Genomic DNA, 23,995 nt, shown 5'->3' with positions numbered 1-23,995 from the left:
GAAGCACCGCGCGTCGGCTGGCCGACGCGCCGGCGCCGCTTCATCGCCCGGGTGCACCACTGCGGGCCTCCGGCGCGGGCAGCTCAGCCACCTGCCCCTCATCCACCGGAGTCCCCATGCTGTCTTTCCTCTCGCGTGACCGGCTTCAGCCGTTCCGCCCCCGCCTGCTGAGTGCCCTGCAGGGCTACGACCGCGGGCGTTTCCTGGCCGATCTCGGCGCCGGCCTGACGGTTGGCATCGTCGCCCTGCCGCTGGCCATGGCTTTCGCCATCGCCTCCGGTGTCAAGCCTGAAGCCGGCCTGTTCACCGCCATCATCGCCGGCTTCCTGATCTCGGCGCTGGGCGGCTCAAACGTGCAGATCGGCGGCCCGGCCGGCGCCTTCATCGTCATCGTCTACGGCATCGTCGAGCGCTACGGGCTGGCCAATCTGCTGATCGCCACCTCGCTGGCCGGCCTGCTGCTGTTCCTGATGGGCTGGCTGAAGCTGGGCGCGCTGGTGCGCTACATCCCGGTGTCCATCGTCATCGGCTTCACCAACGGCATCGCGGTGCTGATCGGGCTGAGCCAGCTGAAGGACCTGCTGGGCCTGCAGGTGGCCAAGATGCCGGGGGACTTCTTCTCGCAGATCGCCACGCTGGCGCGCCACCTGGACAGCGTCAACCCCTGGGCCGTGGCGATCGGCCTGGCCTGCCTGGTGCTGGTGGTGGTCTGGCCCAAGAGCTACACCATGCCGGTCGGACCGCTCACCTGGCGCGACAAGTTCCGCCGCCATGCCGCCCAGGTGCCGGGCACGGTGATCGCGCTGGCCGGCGCCACGGCGGTGGCGCAACTGCTGTCGCTGCCGGTGGAGACCATCGGCAGCAAGTTCGGCGGCATCCCGCAGTCGCTGCCCGCCTTCGAGCTGCCCGAGTTCACCTGGGCCACGGCCAAGCAGCTGGTGATCCCGACCATCACCATCGCGCTGCTGGGCGCGATCGAGTCGCTGCTGTGCGCGCGCGTGGCCGACAACATGGCCGAGATCCCGCGCCACGACCCCAACCAGGAGCTGATGGCCCAGGGCGTGGCGAACTTCGTCACGCCCTTCTTCGGCGGCATCCCGGCCACCGGCACGATCGCCCGCACGGTCACCAATGTGCGTGCCGGCGGCCGCACGCCGGTGGCTGGCATGCTGCATGCGCTGACGCTGCTGGTGATCGTGCTGGTGGCGGCGCCGCTGGCCCAGCACGTGCCGCTGGCGGCGCTGGCCGGCATTCTGCTGTTCGTGGCCTGGAACATGGGCGAGTGGCGCGAGTTCGCGCGGCTGCGCCAGTTCCTGCTGCCCTACCGCACGGTGCTGGTGGGCACCTTCGTGCTGACCGTGGTGTTCGACCTGACGGTGGCGGTGGAGATGGGCCTGCTGGCCGCCTGTGGCTTCTTCATCTACCGCATGGGCACGCTGTTCAGCGTGACCCATGTGCCGCGCGAGGGCCTGCCGCCGGGCAACGAGGTGTTCGAGCTGTTCGGCTCGCTGTTCTTCGGCGCCGTGGGCAAGATCGAGGCGCTGCCCGAGCAGGTGCCCGAGGGCACCCGCACCGTGGTGCTGGAGATGCACCGCCTGGTGTCGATGGACACCTCGGGCCTGGACGCGCTGGAGCAACTGCACACCGCGCTGAAACGGCGAGGCATCGCCCTGGTGCTGGCCAGTGTGAACCCGCAGCCGCTGGGGCTGATCCAGCGCTCGGGCTTTGCCGCCGAGCTGGGCGCCGAGGCCATCATCCCGGGCGTCGAGGCCCTCTGACTCAGCGCGCCGCGGCCAGGGCCGTCCAGGTCCTCGGGTCGATGGATGCACGCCGGTCGGCCGAGACCGCCCGCCTGCGCGGCCCAGGGCCGCCGCCAGGGGTTCAGAGCGGCTGCGACCAGCCCAGCAGCGCCAGCACCAGCCGGTTGTAGCGCTCGCCGCGGGCCACCCGGGCGGCGGCGCCCACCATCGGCTGGGTGTCCAGCGGCGCCAGCAGGGCCACCAGGGTCTCGGCCCAGGCCGGGTCGGGTGGGGCTTCGTCGGCCGCTGCACGACCCAGCACCTGCAGCAGCTCGGCCAGGCCGCGCAGCCAGGCGCTCAGGTGCGGGGCAGCGGCCTCGGCGGGCATGTCCGGGTCGGCCAGCACGCTGGCGCTGGCCAGCACCCCGTCCAGCAGGCCCGCCACGGCGGCGCGCGCGGGCAGGCTGGCGGCCGGTCGCGCCACGGCGCGCGGCGGCGTGGCGGGCAGGTCGCGCGCCAGCAGGTGGCCGCGCTCGGCCTTGCTGCGGGTGTCCAGCCACAGCCCGTGGCGGCCCACCGCCTCGGCCGCCAGGTGCAACAGCGCCGCCGGCTCGCCACTGCGCAGCTCGAACTCGATCTCGGCCAGCGGCTGCGTGCGGCCCGAGGCCCGCACCGTTCCCTCATCCAGCGCCAGTTCGACCCAGGCGCCCGAGGGGGTCGGCCAGTCCAGCCGCAGGCGTTGCACGTCGGTCTCGAAGACCACGGCCAGCGGGGCGACGGCGTCCTGCAGCGCGGCCTGCAGCGCTGCGGCCACCGGCGTGCCGGCGTGGCGCGCCAGGTCCACGGCCGGCGGCTGCGGCGCCGGTCCGATGGGGGCGTCGTGCTCCAGGCGGGTCATGACATTGGCGCCCAGGGCCTTGGCGGTCTGCACCCAGCCGCTGTCGCCCTCCAGGCGCAGGCGCAGCGCGGCCCGGGCGGCCGACAGCCGGCCGTCGGGCGTGTCCAGGTAGAGCGCGCGCAGCGGCTGCGGCGTGGCGCCGCGGGCCAGCAGGTCCTCGCGCAGGGCCGGCAGCGCGGCGACGGGGATCTGGAACTTCAGCTCGGTCTCGGTCATCGGGCGATTGTCCGCGTGCGGCGGACGGCCTGAAGGCCCGGTGTCAGCCCCTGGCCTAAAATCAGGGGTTTCGCCGAACCACCCCCCCACGCCATGCCGCTCTTCTGGAAGCCCTACCAGTCCGACGCCACCCAGTTCATCAATGAGCTGAAGGCGAAGAAGCCGACGCTCGAATCCGAGCAGCAGGCCGGCCGATCGCTGCTGTGGGACCGCCCGCAGGACGCCGACGCTGCCGCGGCCTACCGCGCCGCCAAGGTGCCGCAGACCGCCTACGTCTACTTCGCGCAGAAGAAGTGAGCCCCGCCGGGCTGACACCGGCCCGGCCCCGCTGCGCGTGAACGACGACGTCCTGCCCCCCGCGCCGCCCGCGCCCGAGGCCGACACCCCGCAGGTGGTGGACGGCATCGCCGTGGCGCGCCTGTACGGCGAGCCGCTGTTCGCGCTGCCCACCGACCTCTACATCCCGCCCGATGCGCTGGAGGTCTTCCTCGAGGCCTTCGAGGGCCCGCTGGACCTGCTGCTCTACCTGATCCGCAAGCAGAACTTCAACATCCTCGACATCCCGATGGCGGATGTCACGCGCCAGTACCTGGCCTACGTCGAGCAGATCCGCCGCCACAACCTGGAGCTGGCGGCCGACTACCTGCTGATGGCGGCGATGCTCATCGAGATCAAGTCGCGGATGCTGCTGCCGCCCAAGAAGAGCGAGGACGGCCAGGAGGTGGAAGACCCGCGCGCCGAGCTGGTGCGCCGGCTGCTGGAGTACGAGCAGATGAAGCTGGCCGCCGCGCGCCTGGACGCCCTGCCCCAGCTGGGCCGCGATGTGCTGCGCGCCCAGGTGACGATCGAGCAGGCGATCACGCCGCGCTTTCCCGAGGTGGACGCCGACGACATCCGCGCCGCCTGGGCCGACATCATGAAGCGCGCCAAGCTGCACCAGCACCACAAGATCACCCGCGAGCAGCTCAGCGTGCGCGAGTACATGAGCGTGGTGCTGCGCCGCCTGCAGGGCGAGCGCTTCGTGGAGTTCCGCGACCTGTTCGACGTGACCCGCGGACCGGCGGTGATGGTGGTCACCTTCATCGCCATGCTGGAGCTGGCGCGCGAGCGCCTGCTGGAGCTGACCCAGGCCGAGGCCTTCGCGCCGATCTATGTGCGGCTGAGCTACACGCCGCACTGATCCACACCGAGCGCGCGACGGGGCCGGCCTCACTCGCCCGCTTCGCCCTCGCCCGGCGGCGGCTCGCCGATGCGCAGCCGGCGCTTCGAGGCCCCCATGCGCGAGACCGCCAGCACCGCCTGGGTGCGCGAGGACACGCCCAGCGAGCGCAGCACCGCCTGCACATGGTCCTTGACCGTCTCGACCGACAGGCCCAGGCGGCGCGCGATGTCCTTGTTGGGCAGGCCCTGCAGCAGCAGGTGCAGCACGTCGGTCTGGCGCGGCGTGATGCCCAGGTCGTCGACCGACAGCTTGCCGGCATAGACCGCATCGGGCGCCGACACCGAACCCGGCCCGGACACCGCCATCAGGTCGGCCAGCGGCAGCGGCGGCACGAAGATGCCGCCCTCCATGACCAGCTTGAGCGCATCGGCCAGCGCCTCGGTGCTCATGCGCTTGGGCAGGTAGCCCATCGCGCCCAGGTCGATCGCGGCCAGCACATCGACCGCGCGGTCCGAGGCCGAGATCACCACCACTGGCAGCTGCGGGTAGCCGCTGCGCAGCGTGCTGAGCAGGTCAAAGCCCTGGGCGTCACCCAGTTGCAGGTCCAGCAGCACCAGGTCCTGCTCGCTGTCGGTCTGCAAGGCATCGCGCAGCGCGGCGGCACTGGGCAGGGCGGTGACCTGGACGCCGGGCTGCATCTGCTCGATCATGGCCTTCAGCGCGGACAGGATCAGCGGATGATCGTCGACCAGCAGGACTTTGGCGAGGCGAGCAGCATGGACCATGCCCCGATGCTAGCCGCAGCAACCCACGTGGCCCTGACGTGCGGCCCCCTATTGACGGGACAGCCAGTCGGTCAGCGGCGCCCACTGCGCCAGGTCGCGCTCGACCCGGCCCGGCGCCACGTCCCACAGCGTCAGGCCGTGGGCGGCGAGGTGCACGTAGTTCTGGGTGTCGCGCAGCATCGCCACCATCGGCGCCTGCAGCGTCGCGGCGAACTCCTCCAGCCGTTCGCGGGCGATCGTGTGGTCCTTGACGCGCATGCCCACCAGCGCCACGTCGATGCGCTCGGCGCGCGGGTGCTCGCGCAGTGACTGCATGAAGGCGTGCGTGGCCTGGATGTCGAACAGGCTGGGCTGCAGCGGCACCAGCAGGCGGTCGACGATGCGCAGCAGCGCGTCGAGCTTCTTGCCGTGCAGCCCCGCCGGGGTGTCGATGACCGCGTGCGTGGTGCCCTTGGGCGGCCGCACCAGGCCGCCCTCGCGCAGCTCCCAGCCGGCGATCGGCGGCAGCTGCGGCGGGCGCAGCGCACGCCACTGGCAGGACGACTGCTGTCGGTCCAGGTCGCCCAGCATCACGGCATGGCCCTGGCGGGCCAGCCAGCCGGCCAGGTTGGTGGCCAAGGTGCTCTTGCCCACCCCGCCCTTGGGGTTGGCCACGGCGATCACGGGCATCGCGCGCCTCCGTCTTGGTGTCGACCGGGCCATGGTAGCCCAAGGAATGTTCGGTCAGCAGGGGGAACGACCGAAGGATCGGCGGCGCAGGCGCGCGCACAATGCGGCCCCATGCACCCTCTTGTCTCCCTGATCGGCGCACCGACCGACATCGGTGCCGGCGCGCGTGGCGCCAGCATGGGCCCCGAGGCCCTGCGGGTGGCCAACATCGGCGCCATCCTGGAAAGCCATGGCGTGGACGTGGTCGACCGCGGCAACCTGTCCGGGCCGGCCAACCCCTGGCAGCCGCCGGTCGATGGCTACCGCCATCTGCCCGAGGTGGTGGCCTGGAACCGCCTGGTGCACGAGGCGGTGCATGCCGAACTGGCGCTGGGCCGTCTGCCCATCCTGCTGGGCGGTGACCATTGCCTGGGCCTGGGTTCGATCAGCGCAGTGGCGCGGCACTGCCGCGAGGCCGGCAAGAAGCTGCGCGTGCTGTGGCTGGACGCCCATGCCGACTTCAACACCAACGAGCTCACGCCCAGCGGCAACATCCACGGCATGCCGGTGGCCTGCCTGTGCGGCCACGGCCCGCGCGAGCTGATCGAGATCGGCGGCCAGGTGCCGGCGATCAACCCGAAGTGGATCCGCCAGATCGGCATCCGCAGCGTCGACCCGGGGGAGAAGAAGTTCGTCCACCAGGCGGGCCTGGAGGTGTTCGACATGCGCTACATCGACGAGATGGGCATGCGCCACACGATGGAGCTGGCGCTGGCCACGCTGGACGCCAACACCCACCTGCATGTCAGCTTCGACGTCGACTTCCTCGACCCCGAGATCGCGCCCGGTGTGGGCACCACCGTGCCCGGCGGCCCGACCTACCGGGAGGCGCAGTTGTGCATGGAGATGATCGCCGACACCGGCCGCCTGGGCAGCCTGGACGTGGTCGAGCTGAACCCGGCGCTGGACCTGCGCAACAAGACCGCCGAGCTGGCGGTGGACCTGATCGAGAGCCTGTTCGGCAAGAGCACGCTGATGCGCGCCTGAGGCGGCTCAGGCGCCCGTCCAGACGGTGCGACCCAGCCACCAGACGAAGAGCATCAGCAGCAGCAGCCACACCGCGACGATCAGGAAGATGCCGCCGCGCAGCCTGGGCAGGACCTCGGCCTGGGTCTCGGCGGCGCGCAGGCAGTCCTGCCAGACCTCGCTGGGCGTCAGCCGCACGACCAGGGCCACGCCGGCCGGGATCAGCACCAGGTCGTCCAGCTGGCCCAGCACCGGGATGAAGTCGGGGATCAGGTCGATCGGGCTGACGGCGTAGGCCAGCACGGCCAGCGCCACCCAGCGGGCCAGGCGCGGCGTGCGCGGGTGGCGCGCCAGTTTCCACAGGGCGATCAGGTAGGTGGCCAGGCGGGCCGCCTGGAAGCGGCGCAGCCAGCTGCGGGGTCGGCTCATGCCCCTATTGGAACCGATCACGGGCCGCGGCGCGGCCGCGGGGACGCTGTCCCGATCTGGCGCGGCCGCGCCGCACTGGCACGCCCCGCGGGTCAGATCCCCGGGTGAACCCTGTGGCCGCTGCCGGTTGGCGCACGCGGAAACGGTTACGCGGTCAGGCTCCCCGCCTGGCACACGGCTTGCGCCAAGCGGCACCGCATTCGACACCCACCGAGGAGACCCCGATGACGAAGACCCTGCTGACCCTGGCGCTGTGCGCACCGCTGCTGGCCGCGGCCGCCGACGGTGCCACGGTCTACAACCAGAACTGCGCAATGTGCCACGTGCCCGGTCTGGCGAACGCGCCCAAGTTCGGCGACAAGGCCGCCTGGGCGCCGCGCCTGGAAGCCGGGCGTGACGCCCTGCTGGCCTCGGCCCTGAAGGGCAAGGGCGCGATGCCGCCCAAGGCCGGCAACCCCAAGCTGACGGACGAGGAAGTCGGCGCAGCGCTGGACCACCTGCTGGCCTCCGCGCGCTGAGCCGCGGGCGTCAGCGGATCGGCGCCAGCTGACGCAGCGCCTTCACGGCGCCCTGGCCGATCGAGGCGCCGAACTGCTTGGCCAGGCGCTCGGCCACGTTCTCCTGCGGGGTGTAGTCGATCACGTGTTCGGCCTTGACCACCTCGCGGGCCACGAAGTCGAGGTTGCCGTAGGCATCGGCCAGGCCCAGCTTGACCGCCTCCTCGCCGTTCCAGAACAGGCCCGAGAAGGTCTCGGGCGTTTCCTTCAGGCGGTCGCCGCGGCCTTCGCGCACCACCTGGATGAACTGCTCGTGGATCTGGCCGATCATGGCCTTGGCATAGGCGGTCTGCTTGTCGTTCTGGGGCGAGAACGGGTCGAGCATGCCCTTGTTCTCGCCGGCGGTCAGCAGCCGGCGCTCGACCCCCAGCTTGTCCATCAGGCCGGTGAAGCCGAAGCCGTCCATCAGCACGCCGATCGAGCCCACCAGGCTGGCCTTGTCGACGTAGATCTCGTCGGCTGCCGCGGCGATGTAGTAGGCGCCCGAGGCGCACATTTCCTCGACCACCGCGTAGACCTTCTTCTTGTGCAGGGCCTTGAGGCGGCGGATCTCGTCGTTGACGATACCGGCCTGCACCGGGCTGCCACCGGGCGAGTTGATGCGCAGCACCACCGCCTCGGAGCCGCTGTCCTCCATCGCCGACTTGATCGCGCCGACCAGGTTCTCGGCATTGGCCTCGGCGCCCACCGCGATCTCGCCGCGCACCTCCACCAGCGCGGTGTGCGGTCCGGCGTTGGGGTGGCTCTTGGCGCCTGGCTGGGCACTGAAGACGCTCCACACCAGGAACACGATCAGCGCCAGCCAGCCCAGGCGCAGCCCCACGTTCCAGCGGCGGGCCGAACGGCGCTCGCGCAGCAGGTCGTCCTTGAATTCGCGCAGCAGCGGCTCCAGCGCCAGCGGCTGCACCGGCACGCTCGTCGGCCCGCTGGCGGGCGCGGGCTCGCTCGGCGCGGGCGGCGGCGGGGCGGACGAGAAGGGGTTGAGATCGTCGGAGGGGTTCATGGCGGGGGCGCGGTGGAGGGCGTGGGCACGTCAAGCGTCACGGGCTCGACGTCGCGGGAAGGATACCAATACACCTGCGCCTCGACCTCGTCGACGCGCAGCGGAATCAGGCGTTTGCCGACACAGGGCCCGGCCACGCAGTGGCCGCTGGACGGTTCATAGACCGCGCCATGGATCGAGCAGACGATCCAGCGCCGCTCCAGGTCCAGGAACTCGCCCGGTTGCCAGTCCAGCTCCGCCGGCACATGGGCACAGCGGTTGACGTAGGCCACGATGCGGCCATCGAAGCGCAGCGCGAAGGCGCGCGCCGGCTGGCCCCACAGGCGCACGCCGAAGACATGGCCGCGGCCGCGCTCGACCAGCGCGTCGGCCGGGCACAGGGCGATGCGCTCCGGGCTGTTCATGCGTGGGCCAGCAGCCAATCGTGCAGTTCGCGCGTGCTGTGCGCGACGAAACGCGGGCCCAGGGGCTCGAAGGCGGCGTGGTCGTGGGCGCCGAAGCTCACGCCCACCGAGGCCGTGCCGGCATTGGCCGCCATCTGCAGATCGTGGGTGGTGTCGCCGATCATCAGCGTGCGCTCGGGCGCCACGCCGAACTCGGCCATCAGCTCCTCGAGCATGCGCGGATGGGGCTTGGAGTGGGTCTCGTCGGCGGTGCGGCTGGCGTCGAACAGACCCTTCAGCTCGGTGTGGGCCAGCGCCTCGTTCAGGCCCTGGCGGGTCTTGCCGGTGGCCACCGCCAGCCAGTGGTGGCGCTGGCGCAGCGCATGCAGCATCTCCAGCGTGCCGGCGAACAGGCTGATCTGGTGCTGGGCCGCGAAGTAGTGGTGGCGGTAGCGCTGGCCCAGTTCAGGGTAGCGGGCCTCAGGCAGGCCCGGCACGGCGTGCATCAGCGCATCGCGCAGGCCCAGGCCGATCACGTACGAGGCGCGCTCGTCGTCGGGCACGGCCACGCCGATGTCGCGGCAGGCCTGCTGGATCGCCCGCACGATCAGCGCGGTGGAATCGAACAGCGTGCCGTCCCAGTCGAAGGCGATCAGGTCAAACTGGCGGGGTCTGTCGGTCATTCGGCGGGCGGGGGCAGTGCGTCCAGCAGTGTCGCGCATTCAGGTGGCAGCGGTGCCTCCAGGGTGATGCGCTGGCCGCTGGCCGGGTGGTCGAAGGACAGGCGGCGGGCGTGCAGGAACATGCGCTCGAACTTCAGGCCCGGCACCTGGCGGCCCGCGGCCAGGGCCTTGTTGAGGGCGAAGTCGCCGTACTTGTCGTCACCGGCGATCGGGTGGCCCTGGCTGGCCAGGTGCACCCGGATCTGGTGCGTGCGGCCGGTCTTGATCGTCACGTCCAGCAGCGTGAAGCCGCGAAAGGCGCGCACCACCTTGACCAGCGAGATCGAGCGCATCGCCTCGGGGTGCTCGGCCGGCACCGGGCGCACGCGGCGCTCGCCCTCGGGCGTCAGGAACTTGTGCAGCGCGACGTCGATGACCTTCTTGCTGGCCGGCCAGGTGCCCACCACCAGCGCGGCATAGGTCTTGCCGGTCTCGCGCTGGCGGAACTGGTCCTGCAGCGCGGTCAGCGCACTGCGCTTCTTGGCCAGCAGCAGCGCGCCCGAGGTCTCGCGGTCCAGCCGATGCACCAGTTCCAGGAACTTCGCCTGCGGCCGCGCACGGCGCAACTGCTCGATGACCCCGAAGCTGACGCCGCTGCCGCCATGCACCGCGGTGCCGGCGGGCTTGTCGACCACCAGCAGCGCGTCGTCCTCGAACAGCAGCGGGAATTCGCGCGGCGGGGCAGCGTCCGGCTCGGCGCTGCGCGCCGGCAGGCGCACCGGGGGCACGCGCACCACGTCGCCCAACTGCAGCCGGGTGTCGGCGGCGGCGCGGCCCTTGTTCACCCGCACCTCGCCGGCGCGGATGATGCGGTAGACGTGCGTCTTGGGCACACCCTTGAGTTCGCGCAGCAGGAAGTTGTCCAGGCGCTGGCCGTCGGAGCCGTCATCGACGGTCACCAGGCGCACCGCCGGGGCCGGATCGGACGTGGCCGCAGCCGGGGTTTTCCCCTTTATAATGGTCGAAACCACGATTGAGCCGTAAGTGCTTGATTTATCAGAGTTTACCCGGGCATGAGCGGGCTTATCGTGGTGGGGCACATCCTTGGGGTGTGCCCAACAGGTGATGCAACGCCTGAGCGCGTGCCGGAATGAGCGTCCCGAAGCGACCCTCGGCCGGTGCCAATCAGGCGGCAGAGAAACATCGGACGTGCCGCCCTGCCCTCCTGAAGACGGCAGGGAAGTCCAACAAGGTTTTCACGGGCACGCGGCCCCTGCGGCGTTCACGCCTCAGGGATCACGGACCCGGCAAGCGCGCTCCGGCGCCCCCCAACGCATGTCGCCAGACACCTCCCTCGCAACGCCGATCCACGGCCCCGGCACCTTGCCGGCGCGGCCCGGCGGCGCGGTGGCCGGATCGGCGCGGCTGCACCGGCGGCGGCGTCAGACACACTTGCACGCGCCAACGCCGTGACGGCCGGCCGCCTACCCGGCGGCACGGCACCCACCACGGTCCAGGGCGATTCCTTCCCACGGCGCGTCGGCGTTCCTCGTGCATCGATGGAGGCTTGACCGGGCGCCGCCAGCGGCACCCGGCGCTGCCTCGCGCGCAGTGCGCGCCGCTGATGCCCGTTGAATCGGGCCGGTGGCGCGGGAAGGAGTGCACATGAAACGCATGCTGATCAACGCCACGCAGCCGGAAGAGCGGCGCCTGGCGATCGTCGACGGCCAGAAGCTGCTCGACTTTGAAACCGAGATCGAAGGGCGCGAGCAGCGCAAGGGCAACATCTACAAGGCCGTCGTCACCCGCGTCGAGCCCAGCCTGGAAGCCTGCTTTGTCGACTACGGCGAAGACCGCCACGGCTTCCTGCCCTTCAAGGAAATCTCCAAGCAGTACTTCAAGGAAGGCGCCAGCGTCCGCGACGCGCGCATCCAGGACGTCATCTCCAATGGCCAGGAACTGCTGGTCCAGGTCGAGAAGGAAGAGCGCGGCAACAAGGGCGCGGCGCTGACCACCTTCGTCAGCCTGGCCGGCCGCTACCTGGTGCTGATGCCCAACAACCCGCGCGGCGGTGGTGTCAGCCGCCGCATCGAGGGCGAGCAGCGCGAGGAGCTGAAGGAGAACCTCGACCAGCTCGACTACCCCAAGGGCATGAGCCTGATCGCCCGCACCGCCGGCATCGGCCGCTCGGCCGCCGAGCTGCAGTGGGACCTGAACTACATGCTCAAGCTCTGGGACGCCATCGACGGCGCCTCCAAGGCGGGCAAGGGCGCCTTCCTGATCTACCAGGAGAGCTCGCTGGTCATCCGCGCGATCCGCGACTACTTCTCGGCCGACATCGGCGAGATCCTGATCGACACCGACGACATCTACGATCAGGCCCAGCAGTTCATGAACCACGTGATGCCGGAGTCCGCGCATCGCGTGAAGCGCTACCGCGACGACGCCCCGCTGTTCAGCCGCTTCCAGATCGAGCACCAGATCGAGACGGCCTTCAGCCGCACGGTGAACCTGCCCTCGGGCGGCGCCATCGTCATCGACCACACCGAAGCGCTGGTGGCCGTGGACGTCAACTCTGCGCGCGCCACCCGGGGCGGCGACATCGAGGAGACCGCCACCCGCACCAACCTGGAAGCGGCCGATGAAATCGCCCGCCAGTGCCGCCTGCGCGACCTGGGCGGCCTGATCGTCGTCGACTTCATCGACATGGAGGAGAGCAAGAACCGCCGTGACGTGGAACAGCGCCTGCGCGACGCGCTGCGCCAGGACCGCGCCCGCGTGCAGTTCAGCTCGATCTCCAAGTTCGGCCTGCTCGAACTCAGCCGCCAGCGCCTGCGCCCGGCCTTGAGCGAAGGCAGCCACATCACCTGCCCGCGCTGCAACGGCACCGGCCACATCCGCGACACCGAGTCGTCCGCGCTGCAGATCCTGCGCATCATCCAGGAAGAGGCGATGAAGGAGAACACCGCCGCCGTGCACGTGCAGGTGCCGGTGGAGGTCACGTCCTTCCTGCTCAACGAGAAGCGCACCGAAATCACCAAGATCGAGCTGAAGCAGCGCACCACCGTGCTGCTGGTGCCCAACAAGCACCTCGAGACGCCGAACTACAAGCTCGAGCGCCTGCGCCACGACGACCCGCGCCTGGAGAACCTGCAGGCCAGCTACACGATGATCGAGGAGCCGGACGAGGAGGTCGCGATCTCCCGCCGCGAGAAGGCCAAGGCCAAGCAGGAGCCGGTGATCAAGGGCGTGCTGCCCGACCAGCCGGCCCCGATCGCGCCGCCGCCCGCCCCCACCCCCGAACCGGTGGCCGCCGTGGCCCCGCCGGTGGCCGCCCCGGCGCCGGCCCCCGCGCCGGCGCCGGCCAGCGGTGGCTTCTTCGGCTGGCTCAAGAAGCTCTTTGGTGGCGATGCCCCCGCGCCCGCGGCTGCCCCGGCAGCACCCGCGCCGGCACCGGCTGCCGATGCGACGGCCCGCAGCGGCGAACGCTCGGGTGAGCGCGGCAGCAGCAGCCGTGGCAGCCGTGGCTCGCGCGACAGCGGCCGTGGCGGCAAGGACGCGCCGCGCGGTGGCCGTGACAGCCAGCGCAGCAGCAGCGGTGGCAAGGACAACGCACCGCGCGGTGACCGTGGTCCGCGGGATGCTCAACGGGATGGCCAACGCGACGCTGGCCGCGATGGCAACCGCGATGGCGGCCGTGAAGGCAGCCGCGACAGCGGCCGCCGCACGCCGGCCCCGGCCCGCACCGAGGAGTTCGAAAGCACCCAGCCGCTGGCCGAGACCGGCAGCCCGCGCCGCACACCGCGTCCGCCGCGTGAGGTGACCGCCCCGACCGAGGCCACCGAGGCCCAGGCGCTGGTGGGCACGGAGGCGACGGCCGCCGTCGGCGATGCGCCGGCCGACGCCGGCGCCGGCGACAGCGGTGAAGGTCGCCGCCGCCGCCGCCGCCGTGGTGGCCGTGGCCGCGAGGACGGCAGCCGTGACGACGCCCGCGACGAGGGCAACGAGGCCACGTCGGAGCCCGAGGCCGGTGATGCTCCGGCCGAGACGGCCGCTGACGCCACCGAGACCGTCGCCACCGAGACCCCGGCCGACCGCAGCGCCGAAGCGGGCGACAGCCGTGACGGCAGCCGCCGTCGCCGTGGCAGCCGCGGTGGCGAACGCCGTGACGCTGACGCCACCGAGTCCGCCGACGCCCCCAGCGCCGAGCCGGTGTCTGCCGACAGCCGCGAGCTGCCGACCCCGGCCCCGCTGGCCGACGCCACCCCGCCGGCCGCGCCCAGCGTGGTCCAGCCCGCCCGTGTCGAGCCCTACGTGCTGGCGATGGACGAGCTGCAGCGCGTGGCCGAGGCCGCCGGCCTGGCCTGGGTGAACTCCGACGCCGACAAGGTCGCCGCGGTGCAGGCGGCCATCGCCGCCGAGCCGCGCCCGGTGCACGTGCCGCGCGAGCGGCCGCCGCTGGTGGTGGTCGACGAGGGCCCGCTGATCCTGGTCGAGACCCGCAAGGACTTGTCGCAGGTGTCCCTGCCCTTCGACCGCGAGGCGCAGACCACCGCCTGACGGACGGCAGCGCCGCCATGAACAAGGGCCACCCTCGGGTGGCCCTTGTGCTTGCGGGGCGTGCCGAGCAGCGCCTCAGCTGCCCAGGCGCTCCAGCGCACGCAGGTAGGGCGCGTGGTGCATCAGCTCGTCCCAGGGCAGCGGATCGGTCTGCGGCAGCAGGGCCACGCGTCGGCGCTCGCTGTGCGGGTTGGCGGCCCAGCGGCCGCGCGCCAGGGCTTCGCCCAGGCCGTCGAGCAGTTCGTCCAGAGGCCGACCGCCGTCCACCGCCGACTGGTTGCACAGCAGCACCAGGTCGCAACCGGCCTCCAGCGCCGCCAGCGCGGCGTCGGTGGCGCTGACCGCCCGGCCCTCGATGAAACGCGCGCCCTCCATGCTGAGGTCATCGCTAAAGACGGCGCCGGTGAAACCCAGCTGGCCGCGCAGGATGTCCTGCAGCCAGACGCTGGAGAAACCGGCTGGCCGCTTGTCCACCCGGGGATAGACCACATGCGCCGGCATCACCGCGGTGAGCGAGCTGCTCATCCAGGCGTAGGGCTGGGCGTCGTCCGTGAGGATGGCCTTGCGCGAGCGCTTGTCCAACGGCACCGCCAGATGGCTGTCGGCGGCCACGAAACCATGGCCGGGAAAGTGCTTGCCGCAGTGCGCCATGCCGGCCTGGGCCAGGCCCAGCGCCAGGCTCTTGGCCAGCATCGTGACCACCCGCGCGTCGCGGTGGAAGGCGCGGTCGCCGATCACGCTGCTCCCGCCATGGTCCAGGTCCAGCACCGGCGTGAAGCTGAAGTCCACGCCGCAGGCGCGCAGCTCGCTGGCCAGCACATAGCCGGCCGCGGTCGCCGCATCGGTGGCGGCCATCGGGTCGCGCATCCACCACTGGCCGAAGTGGCGCATCGGCGGCAGGTGGGTGAAGCCGTCGGTGCGAAAGCGCTGCACGCGGCCGCCTTCATGGTCCACGCAGACCAGCAGGTCGGGCCGGATGGCCTTGCACTCGGCCACCAGCCGCGTCAGCTGGGCGCGGTTCGTCCAGTGACGACCGAACAGGATCATGCCCCCGGTCATCGGGTGGGCCAGGCGTCGGCGGTCGGCGGCACTCAGCTCGGGACCGGCGATGTCGAGGATGACGGGGGCGTGAAGGCTCATGGCGTGACGGCAAGGGTGTCGACGACGACGAAGCTGACCGTGTAGTCGCTCTCGTCGCTGAGGGTGACATGCGCCTGCAGTTGGCGCTCGGCGAACCAGTGGGCCAGCTCGCCATGCAGGCGAATGAAGGGCTGGCCGCTGGGGTGGTTGAGGATCTCGCAGGCGCGCCAGGTCATCGGCATGCGCATGCCCAGGCCGATCGCCTTGGAGAAGGATTCCTTGGCCGAGAAGCGGCTGCCCAGGTAGGCCAGCCCGCGCGAGGCCTCGCGCGCGCGGCGATGCTGGAACACCAGCCACTCGGTGGGGCCCAGCGTCTTCTGGGCGAAGCGGTCGCCCTTGCGTTCCAGCACGCGGGCGATGCGGCGCAGGTCGCAGATGTCGGTGCCGATGCCGTAGACCGCCATGGCCCGCTCAGCGCCCGTGGGCCCCTGGCGCATGGGCCTCGCGGATCACCCGCTGGTAGTCGCGGATGGTGGCGCCATAGCCCAGCTCCAGCGCATCGGCGATCAGCGCATGGCCGATCGAGACCTCCTGCACGCCAGGCACCTCGCGCAGGAAGGCGCCCAGGTTGTCGCGGTTCAGGTCGTGGCCGGCATTGACGCCCAGACCGACGGCCAGCGCCGCCTGCGCGGCGGCCGCGAACTGCGCGCGCACCGCGGCCTCCTGCGGCGTGCCGCAGGCGCTGGCGTAGCTTTCGGTGTAGAGCTCCACCCGGTCCGCACCCACCGCGCGGGCATGGGCCATGGCCTCGGGCAGCGGGTCCATGAAGAGGCTGACACGCACGCCCAGCGCATGGCACTCGTCGATCAGCGGGCGCAGGGTGTCGGCATCGGCCGGCAGATTCCAGCCGTGGTCGGAGGTGAACTGGCCGACGCTGTCGGGCACGAAGGTGGCCTGGTGCGGGCGCACGCTGCGGATGAAATCCATCAGGTTGTGCAGCGGGTTGCCCTCGATGTTGTATTCGATGTGCGGCCAGTCGCGGCGCAGCAGCGCGGCCAGCTCATGCACATCGCTGCCGCGGATGTGGCGCTCGTCGGGCCGCGGGTGGACGGTGATGCCGTCGGCACCGGCCTGCAGGACCAGCTCGGCCGCGCGCAGCACGCTGGGGATGCCCAGGTGGCGGGTGTTGCGCAGCAGCGCGACCTTGTTCAGGTTGACCGACAGCGCGGTGCCGGCATCCGGGGCGACAAGAGGGTTCATGGCACGGAGTCTTCGGGGGCGGCGGCCGGTGCGTCGGGCCGCTCCACGAGTTGTTGGGAGGCCAGCATCACCTCGCGGGTGCGCAGCCGGGCCGAGCCCAGATGGTAGTGCAGCCACTGGCGCAGGGTCAGCTTGAGGGCTGGCAAGGCCTCGGCCGCCGCGGCCTGCAGCGCGGGCAGATCGCCCTGGTCCAGCGCCTGCTGCATCGCCAGCAGCGTGGCGCCGCGGATCGGTGCGTCGCCATGGGCGTAGGGCAGCACGCCCAGCTCGGGCCGCAGCATGTACAGCGCCGCCTCGTCGAGCTGCTGGTCGCGCGTGCCGGTGCGGTCGAGCTGCGGCAGCAGGCCCAGCTCGCGCAGCAGCACCACCTCGAAGGCGCGCAGCGCGGCCGGGGTCAGCGTGGGGTCGGCCAGCGACAGCGCGGGCAAGGTGTGGGCATAGGCGTCGAAGAGCACCAGGTGGGCGTCGCCCCGCGGCAGCAGCTTGATCAGCAGCTCATTGAGGTAGAAACCGCTGAACAGCGCCGCGCCCTGCAGCATCGGCGCGCCACCCGCCCACTCGGCGCTGCGCAGCGTGAAGATGTCGACCGGCTCCTCGCCCTTGGGCTGGCTCAGCAGCGCCATCAGGCGCTGGAAGGGCAGCAGCACCGGCCGCAGCTGCGAATACGGCCGCTTGGCCCCCTTGGCGGCCACGGTGACCCGGCCGCGCTCGCGCGTGAACAGGTCCAGGATCAGGCTGGTTTCGCTCCAGTCGTAGCGGTGCAGCACGAAGGCCGGCGTGGGCGCCGAGCGCGGCTTCATTCGTAGCCGTAGGAGCGCAGGTGTTCCTCGCTGTCGGCCCAGCCTGAGCGCACCTTGACCCACAGCTCCAGGAAGACATGGGCCTCCATCAGGTGCTCCATCTCCTGGCGCGCCTCCGAGCCGATGCGCTTGAGCCGCTCGCCGCCGGCGCCGATGATCATGCCCTTGTGGGCGTCGCGCTCGACGATGATGCTCGCGCCGATGCGGCGCTTGGCCCCGCCCTCTTCCTCCAGCCACTGGTCGATGACCACGGTGGAGGTGTAGGGCAGCTCGTCGCCGGTCAGACGAAAGAGCTTCTCGCGGATGATCTCGCTGGCGAGGAACTTCTCGCTGCGGTCGGTCAGCATGTCCTCGTCGTAGTACCAGTCCTGCTCGGGCAGGTAGGGCTCGAGGATGCCGAAGAGGCGGTCGACATCGGCCTTCTTCTGCGCCGACATCGGCACGAACTCGGCAAACGCGTGGCGCTCCTGCATGCTCTTGAGCCAGGGCAGCAGGTCGGCGCGGCGCTTGACCTCGTCGAGCTTGTTGGCCAGCAGCACGCAGGGCTTGCCCTCGGGCACCAGCGACAGCACCTTGGCGTCGTCCATGCCAAAGCGCCCGGCCTCGACCAGGAACAGCACCACATCGACATCGGCCAGGGTGGACTGCACGGTGCGGTTGAGCGTGCGGTTCAGCGCCGTGGCGTGCTTCATCTGGAAGCCGGGCGTGTCGACGAAGACGAACTGCGCCGCGCCCACGGTGCGCACACCGGTGATGCGGTGGCGCGTGGTCTGGGCCTTCTTGGAGGTGATGCTGATCTTCTGGCCGACCAGCGCATTCATCAGCGTGGACTTGCCCACATTGGGTCGGCCGATGATGGCGATCAGACCGCAGCGCTGCGCGGGATCAGGGTGGTCGGACATGGACTTCAGCCTTGGGCGAGCAGCAGCTCGAGCATCTGGCGCGCCGCTTCCTGCTCGGCAGCGCGGCGCGAGCGGCCCTCGCCCACCGCATGCCGGCCCAGCGCCGGCACCCGGCACTCGACCTCGAAGATCTGGGCATGGGCCTGGCCGCGGGTGGCGGTGATGTGGTATTCGGGCACGGGATGGCGGCGGGCCTGCAGCCATTCCTGCAATTCGGTCTTGGCGTCCTTGCGCCAGGCGTCGACGCTGGTGCCCAGGATCAGCTCGCCGAACAGCGCCGCCACCAGGGCGCGGGCGGCGTCGAAGCCGCCATCCAGGTAGACCGCACCGATCACCGCTTCGGCGGCATCGGCCAGGATCGAGGGGCGCTGGGCGCCGCCGCCACGGGCCTCGCCCTCGGACAGGCGCAGCACCTGCGGCAGGCCCAGCTGCAGCGCGGCGCGGTGCAGGCTGTCCTCGCGCACCAGGTGGGCGCGCACGCGGGTGAGGTCGCCCTCGGCCGATTCGCCAAAGCGCTCGAACAGCAGGTGCGAGACGGTGAGGTTCAGCACCGCGTCGCCCAGGAATTCCAGGCGCTCGTTGTGGCCGCTGCCGAAGCTGCGGTGGGTCAGCGCCCGCTGCAGCAGTGCGGGGTCCCTGAACCGGTAGTCCAGCCGTTGCTGCAGCAGCTCGAGGGGCGTGTCCATGCCGGGTTCGCGCGGGCGGGTGGGGCCGCTCACTTCGTGTGGCTGCCCTTGTACTTGATCAGCAGGAAGACCGGCTCGATCACCGGCACCTCGCGCTCGTAGGCGTAGCTGACGGTGGTCTTGTCGCCCTGCTGGCTGACCTCGAGGTCAGAGCCCGAGATCGAGGAGATCGAGTACTCGATGTCCTTCTGGCGGTCAAAGGCGGTGCGGATCGCCGGCACCGAGCCCGGGTTCTCGTCGAGCACCTTCTTCACCGCCTTTTCGATCGTCAGGTATTCGTTGATCGTCGGCAGCACGCGCACCGCCACCAGGCCGATGAAGGCGATCAGGATCGCCAGGAACAGCATCCCGAACAGGCCCATGCCCAGTTGTCCACAACGGCGGGAATGTCGCATCGTGTCGTGCTCCTGCAGTGAGCTCAGCGGAAGGCGCCGATGCGCCCCAGGCTGGAGAAGTTCATCCAGACGAAGAAGGCACGGCCGACGATGTTCTCGTCGGGCACGAAGCCCCAGTAGCGCGAATCCTCGGAGTTGTCCCGGTTGTCGCCCATCATGAAGTAGTGGCCCGGCGGCACCTTGCAGACGAAGCCCTCGGCACTGTAGCGGCACTGGTCCTTGCCTGGGAAGTCGCGCACCTGCATCGGGTTGAAGGGCAGCACCTGCTTGAAGCGCTGGATGCGGTGCTCGACGTCGCCCAGCTTTTCGCTGAAGCGCGCCATGTAGCGCATCGATTCGTCGTCGTAGGCGTCGGGCTGCGCGGCGCTGGGCACCAGCTGGCCGTTGATCCGCAGCTCGGCGTTCAGGTAGGAGACCTCGTCGCCGGGAACGCCCACCACACGCTTGATGAAGTCGATGCGCGTGTCCACCGGGTAGCGGAAGACCATCACGTCGCCGCGCTGCGGCTCGTGGTTGGCGATGATCTTCTTGTTGATCACCGGCAGTCGCACGCCGTAGTGGAACTTGTTCACCAGGATCAGGTCGCCCACCACCAGCGTGGGAATCATCGAGCCCGACGGGATCTTGAAGGGCTCGAAAAGGAACGAGCGCAGCACGAAGACCACCAGGATCACCGGGAACAGCCCGGCGGTCCAGTCCAGCCACCAGGGCTGGGCCAGCAGCTTGGCGCGGGCCTCGTCGAGGTTGCCGTCGACCTTGTCGATGCCCAGCCGGGCCAGCTCGGCCCGTCGGGCGCTGTCCTGGCTCTCGAGTTGCTGCACCGCGGCTTCACGCGCGGGCTTGAAGCGCAGCCGCTCGGCCAGCCAGTAGACGAAGGTGACCGCGGTCAGCACGAACAGCAGCAGGGCGAAGTTGCCGTGCCAGGCATCGAGGTACCAGCCCGCCAGGTAGGCGGCCAGCAGGGCAAACAGCGCAGCGGTGAGTTGGCTCATGAAGGGCAGTGTCGGGGTGGTCAGTCGTCCACCTGGAGGATCGCGAGAAAGGCTTCCTGGGGCACCTCGACCGAGCCGATCTGCTTCATCCGTTTCTTGCCGGCCTTCTGCTTCTCGAGGAGCTTGCGCTTGCGGGTGATGTCACCGCCGTAGCATTTTGCCAGCACGTTCTTGCGCAGGGCCTTGATGTTCTCGCGGGCGATGATGTTGGCGCCGATGGCGGCCTGGATGGCCACGTCGTACATCTGGCGCGGGATCTGCTCACGCATCTTGGCCGCCACGGCGCGGCCGCGGTACTGGCTCTGGCTGCGGTGGACGATCATGGCCAGCGGGTCGACCTTGTCGCCGTTGATCAGGATGTCCACCTTGACCACGTCGGCCGAGCGGTACTCCTTGAACTCGTAGTCCATGCTGGCGTAGCCGCGGCTGGCCGACTTGAGCTTGTCGAAGAAGTCCAGCACGATCTCGGCCAGCGGCAGCTCATAGGTCAGCATGACCTGCTTGCCGTGGTAGGCCATGTTGAGCTGCACGCCACGCTTCTGGTTGCACAGCGTCATCACCACGCCCACGTAGTCCTGCGGCATGTACAGGTGGACGGTGACGATGGGCTCGCGGATCTCGCGGATGCGGCCCTGGTCGGGCATCTTGCTGGGGTTCTCGACCTGCAGCACGGTGCCGTCGCCCAGTTCCACCTCGTAGACCACGCTGGGGGCGGTGGTCACCAGGTCCTGGTCGAACTCGCGCTCCAGGCGTTCCTGCACGATCTCCATGTGCAGCAGGCCCAGGAAGCCACAGCGGAAGCCGAAGCCCAGCGCCTGCGAGACCTCGGGCTCGAAGCGCAGCGAGCTGTCGTTGAGCTTGAGCTTTTCCAGCGCGTCGCGCAGCTGGTCGTACTCGGAGGCCTCGGTGGGGTACAGGCCCGCAAAGACCTGCGGCTGGATTTCCTTGAAGCCGGGCAGCGCCTCGCTGGCGGGGCCGGCGTTGTTGGGCAGCTTCTTCTCGATGGTGACGGTGTCACCCACCTTGGCCGCCGCCAGTTCCTTGATGCCGCAGATGAGGAAGCCCACCTCGCCGGCCTTCAGCAGCTCGCGGTTCTCGCTCTTGGGCGTGAAGACGCCCAGGTGTTCAATGCCGTAGACCGAGTTGGTCGCCATCAGCCGGATGCGCTCGCCACGCGCCAGCTGGCCGTCGACCACCCGCACCAGCATCACCACGCCGACGTAGTTGTCGAACCAGGCGTCGATGATCATCGCCCGCGGTGCGCCGTCGGGGTTGCCGCGCGGCGCCGGCATGCGGGCGATCACCGCCTCGAGGATCTCGTCGATGCCCATGCCGGTCTTGGCCGAGCAGGGAATGGCGTCGGTGGCATCGATGCCGATGACGTCCTCGATCTCGGACTTGGCGTTCTCGGGGTCGGCCGAGGGCAGGTCCATCTTGTTGAGCACCGGCACCACCTCGACGCCCAGGTCGAGCGCGGTGTAGCAGTTGGCCACGGTCTGGGCTTCAACGCCCTGCGAGGCATCGACCACCAGCAGCGCGCCCTCACAGGCCGACAGCGAACGGCTCACCTCGTACGAGAAGTCGACGTGGCCCGGGGTGTCGATCAGGTTGAGGTTGTAGACCCGCCCGTCGCGCGCGGTGTACTGCAGCGCGGCGGTCTGCGCCTTGATCGTGATGCCGCGCTCGCGCTCGATGTCCATCGAGTCGAGCACCTGGGCCTCCATCTCGCGATCGGACAGCCCGCCGCAGCGCTGGATGATGCGGTCGGCCAGCGTGCTCTTGCCGTGGTCGATGTGGGCAATGATCGAGAAATTGCGGATGTGGTCCATGGGGAGATCTGGGCGCCTGGAGCGGTCACCGCCGGGGTGGTGACGCGGGTCCGTCGGAGGCGTCGGACGCCCCGTCTGGCGGGCGTCCGGTAGGAGCTAAAAAAAAGGCACGTCCAAGGTGAGACGCGCCTTCCAACAAAACGTATGGCAACTGCTTGTTGGGCCTTCATTGTAGCCAAAAGGCCCCCGCCGCAAGCCGCGAATTTGTTCGCCCAGGCGTCGTTGCAGGTCGCCAACAGCGTATTTATCCACAGCTTATGCACATTGCCCGGATGCCGGGCGATCGCAGCGTGACGGACCGTGGGCTATTGCGAAACAAGCGCCTAAACAGCGTCGAAACGGGCCCTATTGTAGCGCTCGGCAGCGTCAATGCCGGGAGCTTCAAAAGTCAGCGAATACTCACTATTGACACCCATGACCGGACTCGCAGGGCGGGCATCCCGCCAAGTGAAAAGACCCAGGCTTCCACTTGGGTGATGACCGCCGGCTTCGCGGGCCGCGGCGGCGGCCCGCGCACCGATCACTTGGTGGGCCGGATCACGTAGTAGCTGACCCAGTCGCCACGGCGGGCCAGCACCGAGACCGCCTTGTTCTTGTCCAGCTTGGCCACCAGGGCGGTGAACTGCTTGGCGTCGGTGATGTCCGCGTTGTCGATCTGCAGCAGCACATCACCCTCGCGCAGACCGGCCCGCGCTGCCGCGCCGTCGACCGACTCGACCTTGACGCCGCCCTTGATCTTCAGCTCCTTGCGCGCGGCCTCGCCCAAGTCGCTGACCGTCAGGCCCAGGGCCGACTTCACCGGCGACGAGGCCGGCTCGGCCGGGGCCTTGCTGGTCTTGGTGTCGGGCTCCAGCTCGGCCACGGTGACCACCAGGTCCTTGGCCGTGCCGCGGCGGAACACGGTGATCGGCAGCTTGGTGCCCGGCTTGGTGCCGCCGATGATGCGCGGCAGATCAACCGAGCGCTCGACCGGCTTGCCGTCGACCTTGGTGATGATGTCGCCCGCCTCGACGCCCGCCTTCTCGGCCGGCGTGCCGGGCTCGACACCCTGCACCAGCGCGCCCTGGTTCTTGCCCAGGCCCAGCGACTCGGCCACGTCCTTGCTCACCGGCGCAATGCGCACGCCGATGCGGCCCCGCACCACGCGGCCATTGCTGCGCAGCTGGTCGGCCACGCGCATCGCCTCGTCGATGGGAATGGCGAACGAGATGCCGGCGTAGCCGCCTGAGGGGCTGTAGATCTGGGAGTTGATGCCCACCACCTCGCCGCGCATGTTCAGCAGCGGACCGCCGGAGTTGCCGGGGTTGATCGCCACGTCGGTCTGGATGAAGGGCAGGTAGTCGCCGGTGTCGCGCTGCTTGGCGCTGACGATGCCGGCGGTCACGGTGTTCTCCAGGTTGAAGGGCGAGCCGATCGCCATCACCCACTCGCCCACCTTCAGCCGGCTGACGTCGCCGATCTTCACCGCGGGCAGGCCGTTGGCCTCGATCTTGACCACAGCCACGTCGGTGCGCGCGTCAGCGCCGATCAGCTTGGCCTTGAACTCGCGCTTGTCGGTGAGCGTGACGATCAGTTCGTCGGCGCCGTCCACCACATGGGCGTTGGTCATGATCAGGCCGTCGGCCGTCAGGATGAAGCCCGAGCCCACGCCGCGGCGCTGCGGCGCGTCGTCCTCGTTGCCCCGCGGCGAGCGGCCGTTGGGCACCGGGATGCCGAAGCGGCGCAGGAACTCCTCCATGCCGGGATCGAGCTGCTGCGAGCCGCGGTTGCCGATCTTGGCTTTCTCGCTGGTGCGGATGTTGACCACCGACGGACTGGTCTGCTCGACCAGCTCGGTGAAATCGGGCCCCGGGCGCACCTGGGCAGGCACCTCGGGTGCGTACACCGCCAGCGTGGCGGCGCACAGCAGCGCCGCGGCCGACAGCGTACGGCGCACGCGCGGCAGGGGCGAGGCGAGGGACATCGTCGACATCAGAACTCCTT

The 23,995-nt window shown here is 70.2% G+C and carries 24 protein-coding genes; 6 read left to right on the top strand and 18 right to left on the bottom strand.

Annotated features, from left to right (window positions below; translation table 11 throughout):
* Positions 1-116: 116 nt before the first annotated feature.
* A complete protein-coding gene (locus KAK07_RS01150) occupies positions 117-1,778 on the top strand; it encodes a SulP family inorganic anion transporter (protein ID WP_210858526.1) in 1,662 nt (553 codons plus the stop codon).
* Positions 1,779-1,881: 103 nt separating this feature from the next.
* On the opposite strand, the gene KAK07_RS01145 is transcribed toward KAK07_RS01150, so the two are convergent.
* Positions 1,882-2,853, bottom strand: coding sequence for a CYTH domain-containing protein (locus tag KAK07_RS01145; RefSeq protein ID WP_210858524.1), 972 nt, complete (start codon positions 2,851-2,853; stop codon positions 1,882-1,884).
* Positions 2,854-2,946: 93 nt separating this feature from the next.
* On the opposite strand from KAK07_RS01145, the gene KAK07_RS01140 reads away from it, so the two are divergent.
* Positions 2,947-3,150: a DUF3460 family protein gene (locus KAK07_RS01140; protein WP_210851940.1), complete on the top strand. Its 204-nt coding sequence runs from the start codon at positions 2,947-2,949 to the stop codon at positions 3,148-3,150.
* A 31-nt stretch (positions 3,151-3,181) separates the two neighbouring features.
* The gene (locus tag KAK07_RS01135; protein WP_210852238.1) at positions 3,182-4,033 is read left to right on the top strand and encodes a segregation and condensation protein A; all 852 of its coding nucleotides are present in this window, start codon (positions 3,182-3,184) and stop codon (positions 4,031-4,033) included.
* Positions 4,034-4,062: 29 nt separating this feature from the next.
* Here KAK07_RS01135 and KAK07_RS01130 read toward each other — a convergent pair whose 3' ends face one another.
* Positions 4,063-4,800 (bottom strand): response regulator, encoded by a 738-nt coding sequence (locus KAK07_RS01130; protein WP_210858517.1) that lies wholly within the window; start codon positions 4,798-4,800, stop codon positions 4,063-4,065.
* Between the two features lie 48 nt (positions 4,801-4,848).
* Entirely contained in the window at positions 4,849-5,469 is a 621-nt protein-coding gene (locus tag KAK07_RS01125; protein WP_210851938.1) for a nucleotide-binding protein, read from the bottom strand.
* A 111-nt stretch (positions 5,470-5,580) separates the two neighbouring features.
* Between KAK07_RS01125 and rocF the strand changes: the two genes are divergently transcribed.
* On the top strand, positions 5,581-6,495 hold the full coding sequence (rocF, locus tag KAK07_RS01120; RefSeq protein WP_210858515.1) for an arginase: 915 nt from the start codon (positions 5,581-5,583) through the stop codon (positions 6,493-6,495).
* A 6-nt stretch (positions 6,496-6,501) separates the two neighbouring features.
* Here the strand turns inward: rocF and KAK07_RS01115 are convergent, their stop codons facing one another.
* Positions 6,502-6,903: a YkvA family protein gene (locus KAK07_RS01115; protein ID WP_210858513.1), complete on the bottom strand. Its 402-nt coding sequence runs from the start codon at positions 6,901-6,903 to the stop codon at positions 6,502-6,504.
* A 224-nt stretch (positions 6,904-7,127) separates the two neighbouring features.
* On the opposite strand from KAK07_RS01115, the gene KAK07_RS01110 reads away from it, so the two are divergent.
* Entirely contained in the window at positions 7,128-7,421 is a 294-nt protein-coding gene (locus KAK07_RS01110; protein ID WP_210858511.1) for a c-type cytochrome, read from the top strand.
* A 10-nt stretch (positions 7,422-7,431) separates the two neighbouring features.
* On the opposite strand, the gene KAK07_RS01105 is transcribed toward KAK07_RS01110, so the two are convergent.
* Genes KAK07_RS01105 through KAK07_RS01090 form a run of 4 tightly spaced genes read right to left on the bottom strand, consistent with a single transcriptional unit; the run spans position 7,432 to position 10,476 of the window.
* On the bottom strand, positions 7,432-8,463 hold the full coding sequence (locus tag KAK07_RS01105; protein WP_210858509.1) for a S49 family peptidase: 1,032 nt from the start codon (positions 8,461-8,463) through the stop codon (positions 7,432-7,434).
* A complete protein-coding gene (locus tag KAK07_RS01100; RefSeq protein WP_210858507.1) occupies positions 8,460-8,867 on the bottom strand; it encodes a Rieske (2Fe-2S) protein in 408 nt (135 codons plus the stop codon). Before KAK07_RS01100 ends, KAK07_RS01105 begins: the two co-directional genes overlap by 4 nt.
* Entirely contained in the window at positions 8,864-9,529 is a 666-nt protein-coding gene (locus KAK07_RS01095; protein WP_210851932.1) for an HAD family hydrolase, read from the bottom strand. Before KAK07_RS01095 ends, KAK07_RS01100 begins: the two co-directional genes overlap by 4 nt.
* The gene (locus KAK07_RS01090) at positions 9,526-10,476 is read right to left on the bottom strand and encodes an RluA family pseudouridine synthase (protein ID WP_210858506.1); all 951 of its coding nucleotides are present in this window, start codon (positions 10,474-10,476) and stop codon (positions 9,526-9,528) included. Before KAK07_RS01090 ends, KAK07_RS01095 begins: the two co-directional genes overlap by 4 nt.
* A 697-nt stretch (positions 10,477-11,173) precedes the next feature.
* On the opposite strand from KAK07_RS01090, the gene KAK07_RS01085 reads away from it, so the two are divergent.
* Positions 11,174-14,068 carry an Rne/Rng family ribonuclease gene (locus tag KAK07_RS01085; RefSeq protein WP_210858505.1) on the top strand — a complete coding sequence of 965 codons (2,895 nt, stop codon included), beginning with the start codon at positions 11,174-11,176 and terminating at the stop codon, positions 14,066-14,068.
* 75 nt (positions 14,069-14,143) lie between these two features.
* On the opposite strand, the gene nagZ is transcribed toward KAK07_RS01085, so the two are convergent.
* The 10 genes from nagZ to KAK07_RS01035 all read right to left on the bottom strand — a co-directional run bounded on the left by nagZ (position 14,144) and on the right by KAK07_RS01035 (position 23,984).
* Positions 14,144-15,208, bottom strand: coding sequence for a beta-N-acetylhexosaminidase (gene nagZ, locus KAK07_RS01080; RefSeq protein ID WP_210858504.1), 1,065 nt, complete (start codon positions 15,206-15,208; stop codon positions 14,144-14,146).
* Positions 15,205-15,612, bottom strand: coding sequence for a holo-ACP synthase (acpS, locus tag KAK07_RS01075; protein ID WP_210858503.1), 408 nt, complete (start codon positions 15,610-15,612; stop codon positions 15,205-15,207). Before acpS ends, nagZ begins: the two co-directional genes overlap by 4 nt.
* Positions 15,613-15,619: 7 nt before the next feature.
* The gene (locus tag KAK07_RS01070; protein WP_210858502.1) at positions 15,620-16,408 is read right to left on the bottom strand and encodes a pyridoxine 5'-phosphate synthase; all 789 of its coding nucleotides are present in this window, start codon (positions 16,406-16,408) and stop codon (positions 15,620-15,622) included.
* The gene (gene recO / locus KAK07_RS01065; protein WP_210858500.1) at positions 16,405-17,208 is read right to left on the bottom strand and encodes a DNA repair protein RecO; all 804 of its coding nucleotides are present in this window, start codon (positions 17,206-17,208) and stop codon (positions 16,405-16,407) included. The genes KAK07_RS01070 and recO overlap by 4 nt, the downstream gene beginning before the upstream one ends.
* Complete coding sequence (gene era / locus KAK07_RS01060; protein WP_210851925.1) at positions 17,205-18,110, bottom strand: GTPase Era; 906 nt, start codon at positions 18,108-18,110, stop codon at positions 17,205-17,207. The genes recO and era overlap by 4 nt, the downstream gene beginning before the upstream one ends.
* A 5-nt stretch (positions 18,111-18,115) precedes the next feature.
* Positions 18,116-18,796, bottom strand: coding sequence for a ribonuclease III (rnc, locus tag KAK07_RS01055; protein ID WP_210851924.1), 681 nt, complete (start codon positions 18,794-18,796; stop codon positions 18,116-18,118).
* A gap of 29 nt (positions 18,797-18,825) precedes the next feature.
* Positions 18,826-19,191 (bottom strand): DUF4845 domain-containing protein, encoded by a 366-nt coding sequence (locus KAK07_RS01050; protein ID WP_210858498.1) that lies wholly within the window; start codon positions 19,189-19,191, stop codon positions 18,826-18,828.
* Between the two features lie 23 nt (positions 19,192-19,214).
* On the bottom strand, positions 19,215-20,183 hold the full coding sequence (gene lepB / locus KAK07_RS01045) for a signal peptidase I (RefSeq protein WP_210858496.1): 969 nt from the start codon (positions 20,181-20,183) through the stop codon (positions 19,215-19,217).
* 20 nt (positions 20,184-20,203) lie between these two features.
* Positions 20,204-22,012 (bottom strand): translation elongation factor 4, encoded by a 1,809-nt coding sequence (gene lepA / locus KAK07_RS01040; protein ID WP_210858494.1) that lies wholly within the window; start codon positions 22,010-22,012, stop codon positions 20,204-20,206.
* A gap of 520 nt (positions 22,013-22,532) precedes the next feature.
* Positions 22,533-23,984: a DegQ family serine endoprotease gene (locus KAK07_RS01035; RefSeq protein ID WP_310740684.1), complete on the bottom strand. Its 1,452-nt coding sequence runs from the start codon at positions 23,982-23,984 to the stop codon at positions 22,533-22,535.
* Positions 23,985-23,995 lie beyond the last annotated feature (11 nt).

The organism is Ideonella alba (assembly GCF_018069875.1).
Classification (GTDB): domain Bacteria; phylum Pseudomonadota; class Gammaproteobacteria; order Burkholderiales; family Burkholderiaceae_C; genus Ideonella; species Ideonella alba.
Note: the sequence above shows the minus strand (reverse complement) of the source record. Positions and strands in the feature narration are given on the sequence as shown.